The organism is Streptomyces sp. NPDC052052 (assembly GCF_040680455.1).
Classification (GTDB): Bacteria; Actinomycetota; Actinomycetes; order Streptomycetales; family Streptomycetaceae; genus Streptomyces.
Window position 1 is genome coordinate 1 of record NZ_JBFAWU010000050.1, and the last position, 6,244, is coordinate 6,244.

At 68.5% G+C, this 6,244-nt stretch carries 2 protein-coding genes; both read right to left on the bottom strand.

Annotated elements, in window-relative coordinates; genetic code table 11:
* The coding region (locus AB0L71_RS32540) for a condensation domain-containing protein (protein ID WP_365250320.1) at positions 1–683 on the bottom strand (683 nt) is incomplete at its 3' end.
* A 59-nt stretch (positions 684–742) separates the two neighbouring features.
* Positions 743–6,223 (bottom strand): amino acid adenylation domain-containing protein, encoded by a 5,481-nt coding sequence (locus tag AB0L71_RS32545; protein WP_365250323.1) that lies wholly within the window; start codon positions 6,221–6,223, stop codon positions 743–745.
* Positions 6,224–6,244 lie beyond the last annotated feature (21 nt).

Sequence of the window (6,244 nt, forward strand, 5' to 3'; positions counted from 1 at the left end):
AACTGGGCCCCCAGCACACCCTGCTCCCGCAACCCGTGCTGCCACCGAGCCACATCCAGATACTGCAGACCGAGCACCGGAAGCTCAACCGACCGGCCCTCCACCTCGGCCCCATAGAACTCCCCCAGCTCACGCCAGAAGATCTCGTCCGACCACGCATCGGTGAACGCATGATGCGTCACCACCAACAGCACGTGATCGTCCGCCGCCAGACGGAACAACACCACACGCAACGGCACATGCCCATCCAGATCGAACGGCTCAACCGCACGCTCCGCAACCAGCCCCGCCAACACCTCCTCACGACCCCGACCCTCAGGAACCACCACCACATCCACACCCACCGGACCCGCCGGCACCACCTCCTGCACCACCGACCCACCACGCTCAACAAACCGCGTCCTCAACACCTCATGACGCCCCACCACCCCAGCCAGAGCCCGCCCCAACGCCTCCACATCCAACAAACCCGCCAACCGATACGCCGACGGCACGTTGTACGAACCCGCCCCCGGATCCAAACGCCACAAGAACCACAACGCCTCCTGCGCCGGCGACAACACCCCCTCCACCGCACCCGAACCCACCAACACACCCCCGGAGGAGGCGACCGATGCGGTCAGCCTTCGCCGCAGCAGTTCGCGCTTGGCCGCGGAGAGGTTCTGCCACTGTTCGTCGGTCACGCCCGGAAGGGGACTGCGGTCCGAGCTGCTGTCGAACGAGGCGTGCGGGGATCTGGTGCTCACAGTTCCTCCTCCAGAAGACGAGCAGCCTCGTCGTCGGACAGCTGCGCCAGTTCGGCCATCAACCGGTCGATGTCGTCCGACCCGGGACGCAGTCCGCGGATGTGTGCCGCGAGGCCCGGGACGGTCGGGTTGGCCAGCACGTCATGAGGTCCGATCCCTGCACCGGTCTGCTGGTTGATCCGGGCGGTGACGCGGATGGCGTGCAAGGAGTGTCCGCCGAGGTCGAAGAAGTCGTCCGTGGCGGAGACACGCTCGACTCCGAGGATTTCGGACCAGATCCGGGCGACGGTCTCCTCGGTCTCGTCGGCGGGGGCGACGTACGCGCGGGCCCCGGTGCTGAGGTCCGGCTCGGGCAGGGCCTTCCGGTCGATCTTCCCGTTCGGCAGCAGCGGCAGCGCGTCAAGGACCAGGACCTGTGCCGGCACCAGGTACTCGGGAAGCAGCCCGGCGAGGAACTCCCGCAGTCCGCCCCCGTGCGCCGGGGTCAGTCCCGGCCCCTCGGCGTACCCGATCAGGCGCAGTGCGCCGTCCGGGCCGGGCAGGACCGCCACCACCGCGGTGTCGACCTGCGGGTGGGTGAGCAGCACTGCTTCGGTCTCGCCCGGCTCGACGCGGAATCCCCGGATCTTCACCTGGTGGTCGATACGTCCGAGGAATTCCAGGGTGCCGTCCGGTAGCCACCGCGCACGGTCACCCGTGCGGTACAGGCGTCCCCCGGCAGCCCCGGAGAATCCGTCCGGCACGAACTTCTCCGCCGTCAGTGCCGGGCGCCGGACGTATCCCCGTGCCACGCCGGATCCGCCCAGCCAGAGCTCGCCCGGTACTCCCACCGGCGTCGGGTGACCGGTCCGATCGACGATCCAGCCCTGGGTGTTCTGGACGAGCGAACCGATACGGCCCGCCGTGATGGTGCCCGCCGTGACGGTGTCCGCCGTGAGGAGCTCCGAGGTGGCGCTCATCGATACCTCAGTGGGTCCGTAGCAGTTGTAGATGCCGGTGTTCCTCGCGGTCTCCAGTGCCCGCTCGGCCATGAGCGGGTTGAGCGCCTCGCCGCCCACCGTCATGTGCTGCAACGCGTCGAAGAGTTCGGGGGCCAGTGCTACAGCTGCGTTGAACCAGGCGGTTACGGTCACCAGGACGGTGATGCCTTCGGTGTGCACCAGTTCCGTCAGGTTCTCGGGGGAGGCCACCGTCTCGGGCGGGACGATCACCAGGCGCCCGCCGTTCATCAGCGTGCCCCACACCTCGAACATCATGGGGTCGAACGAGGCGGCCGACATCTGCCCGACGACCGAGGTCCGTGACAGCGGCACCAAGGCGGTTCCGCACACCAGGCGGACCACCCCCTCGTGCGGCAGCAGGGCGCCCTTCGGCTTTCCCGTCGACCCGGATGTGTAGGAGAGGCAGGCGCCGTCCTGTCCGCGATTGGCGGCTGCCGGAGCGAGGTCGGACGCCGGTGGGGTCGTGCGGACGTCGATGGTGACGTGGCCGTCGAGCGTGAGCCGGTCGAAGAGTTCCTCATGACCCACGACCACCCGGGCGCCGGAATCCTCCAGCATGAACGCCAGGCGTTCGCTCGGGTAGACGGGATCGAGAGCCAGGTAGGCGGCGCCGGCCCGCAGAACACCGAGCATTCCCACGACCATGTCCGCCGAACGCTCCGCGCACAGCCCCACCACCGCGCCACGCCCGACACCGGCATCCCGCAGCGCAGCGGCCACCCCGTCCGCCCGTGCCAACAGTTCGCCGTAGGTCAACGACGAGCCGCGGTCACGCACCGCGACAGCCTCCGGGCACTCCAGCGCCCGAGCAACCACCGCCTCGTCCACCGACGTCCACGGCAGGTCCGCGTGGGTGTCGTTCCAGGAAGCCAGGGCCCGCCGTTCCGCCTCGGACCGGACATCCACCTCCTCCACCCGGCACTCCGGATTCGCCGCCAGGGCCGACAACACCCGCAGGTAGTAGTCCCGGTACGCACGCACCTGATCCCCCGCGAACTTGTCACGGTGGTAGTCGATCGCCATGAGCAGCGTCGCGGTCCTGGGGTCACGCACGAATCCGCAGGTGAAGGGGAAGTTCGTGGGTTCCACCCGCGTCTGCATGTAGGAGCCGTCGGGCATGTCGACGATCTCGACGTCGTCCGCGTTCTTCAGCGCGTCACCGAGTACGTGGAAGTGGTTGTAGATGAAATGGGTCTCGAAGAGCGGGTCGCCACCTGCCAGGGCCTGGATCTCCACATGCGGGAACCGCCAGTGCGGCAGGATCTCCCCCTCCCGTGCGAAGACCGACCGCACGACGTCTTCCAGCGTGCCCTTCACAAGGACCGAGAAGGGGACCGAGTTCAGGAAGAGCCCCCGCACATCGGTGCCGCCGTCCTCACCGAGTCGGCCGTTCGCCACGATTCCTGTGCCGGGGCGGGGGTGTCCGGTGAGCTTGGACAGCACGACCAGGTGCGCCCCGAGCAGCACGCTCTTCATCGGCAGACCCAACCGCCGGGCCAGAGCCTCCAATTCCTCGCACAGCCCGGCATCCAGCCGCGTCTCGAACGAGCCGTACCCCACCTCCTCTTCCGGCGAGGCCTGCTCCGACGCAACGTGCTCCACCACATCGGTGCCGTCGAGCGGTAGCAGAGCACCGCCGCGCTCCGACAGCGGCAGCCGGGGAAGCAACGGCCGTTCCCACTCCCCCACCACCTGCTCCCAGAACGCCCGCGACTCGCTGTCGGCGGCACCGGCCCGTTCCAACGCGACATACTCCCGGAACCGCGACACCGGAGCAGGTTCCCGAGGCGCCTCCGGGTCCCTCAGCAGCACCGCGTAGCGGCCGATGATCTCACCGAGCGTCGAATTCAGGCTCCAGCCGTCCAGAATCGCGTGGTGCTCCACCAGCGTCCACTGGAACTCCCCGTCCTCCAGAACATGGACGAAGAACCGCAACAGCCCCGGAACAGAGAGATCGAAGGGGATTCCGCGTTCCCGGCGCACACAGGCCGCGATCCGCTCCTCACGCCCGCTCCCGGAAAGCTCCCGCACGTCCTCCACCACCACCGGGATCTCCGCGGTGGCATGAACAAGTTGCAGTAGTTCGTCGAAGCCGCGCATCCGGAACGAGGTACGCAACACCTCATGACGGGCCACCACATCACCCACCGCACGCCGGAACAACACCTCGTCGAAACGGGCCCGCACCCGGAAACTGTCCAGATTGAGGTAGGGCGAGAAGGTGTGGTCCGCCTCCATCTCGTAGACCATTCCGGTCTGGAGCGCGGTCATCGGATAAGCGTCGACCACACCGTCCGGCATCCTCGCCCGGTCCTCGGCCGTCACCATCGAGAACGGCTCCAACTCCTGGGCCGGCGCCTCGTAGGGAAGGCAGAGCACCGCGAGTCTCTCGACCGTGGTGTGCTGGAACAGGTCCGACAACTCGAACGTCAGCCCGCGGCGGCGCACGGCAGCCAGCACCTGCACGCTCCGGATCGAGTCACCGCCGAGATCGAAGAAGTTGTCCCGCACCCCCACCCGGTCCACACCCAGCACCTCGGCCCACGCGTCGACGAGGGCCTTCTCCTCCTCCGTGGAGGGGGGCGCGTACTCCGTCCGCGTTTCTCCCGGCACGGGGGTGATCGCGGTCAGCCGGGCCAGGTCGGCCTTGCCATTGGCGTTGAGCGGGATCTCGGCGACCGGGACGATCAGTGCGGGCACCATGTACGACGGGAGCCGTTCGGCCAGGTGGTCACGGAGGTCACCGGCGGACAGTTCCGCTCCCGTCACGGGTACGGCGTAGGCGACGAGCCGCGGTGTGTCCTCGCGACGGCTGGTGGTGACCACACTCGACTCGACCTGGGGGTGGGTGGCCAGTGCCGCCTCCACCTCACCGGTCTCCACCCGGAACCCTCGGATCTTGACCTGCCGGTCGGCGCGGCCCAGGTACTCGAGTTCGCCGTCGGGCAGCCACCGGGCCAGGTCCCCGGACGCGTAGGTGGTGCCGGCCCCGGGGTTGCCCGGGTCGGCGGGGACGAAGCGCTCAGCGGTGAGTTCCGGGCGGTTCAGGTAGCCGGCAGCCACTCCGGCGCCCGAGACGTACATCTCCCCCACGACGCCGACCGGCTGCTCCCGGCCATGCGGGCCAAGGACCCGGATGGTGTAGCCGGGCAGCGGCCGGCCGATCGGGCTGACGCTGTCGCCCAGTTCCTCGGGGACGAGTGTCTTGACGGTCGCGTGCACGGTCACTTCGGTAATGCCGAACATGTTGATCAGTTCCGGAGTGCCGACCGGGTGGCGGTTCCACCAGCGGCGCACGGCCGCGAGATCGACGGCCTCTCCCCCGAAGATCACCTTGCGGAGAGCCAGCGGCGCCGGAGCCTGGGCGTCCGCCTCCTCGAAACGGCCGAACGCGGTGGGGGTCATGTTGAGAACGGTGACGCCCGTTTCCGAGACATGCTGGTGGAACCGCGCCGGGTCCCTGGCCAGTTCCGTGGGGATGACGACGAGGCTTCCTCCGTTGGTGAGCGCTCCCCAGGTTTCCCACACGGAGAAGTCGAACGAGGCCGAGTGGAAGAGGGTCCAGATGTCCTCGGGACCGAAGCCGAAGCACTTCTGACCGATGGTCATGAGGGAGCCGACGTTGCGGTGGCGTACTGCCACACCCTTCGGCCGGCCGGTGGAACCCGAGGTGTAGATCACATAGGCGAGGTCGTCGCCACGGTCCGGGTCGTTCGGACTCTCCTGCCCGGCGGTGCCAGGGGTGAGGAGCACCGGTTCGATGGTGCGGACGTCGACGGTGACGTGGCCGTCGAGCGGGAGCCGGTCGAAGAGTTCCTCATGGCCCACGACCGCCTGGACACCGGAGTCCTCCAGCATGAACGCCAGGCGTTCGCGCGGATAGGCGGGATCGAGCGCCAGATAGGCGGCGCCGGCTCGCAGGATGCCCAGCATTCCCACCACGAGGTCCGCCGAACGCTCCGTGCACAGCCCCACCACCGCACCACGCCCGACACCGGCATCCCGCAGTGCAGCGGCCACCCCGTCGGCCCGCGCCAGCAGTTCGCCGTAGGTCAACGACGAGCCGCGGTCACGCACCGCGACAGCCTCCGGGCACTCCAGGGCCCGAGCAGCTACCGCCTCATCCACCGGTATCCATGGCAGGTCGCCTTCGGAACCGGTCGACCAGGTCCGTACGAGGTCCAGTTCGGCGGCGGGCATTGCGGTCAGCTGCGACAGCCGGGTCTGCGGATCCGCGGTCACCTCGGCCAGGACGGCGAGCCACCGGTCCACGAACCGCCGTATCGTCGACGCGTCGTACAGATCCGTGGCATACCCGAACTCGCCCCACATCCCTTCGGTACCCGCGTCGAACACCTGGAGGACGAGGTCGAATTTCGACGTGCCGGTGTGCATCGGCACCATTTCGGCCGTGGTGCCGTCCTGCCACTGCCATCGGCGGCGGTCGAACTGCTCAACACTGAAGGAAACCTGCACCAGCGGCGACCACGCCGAGTC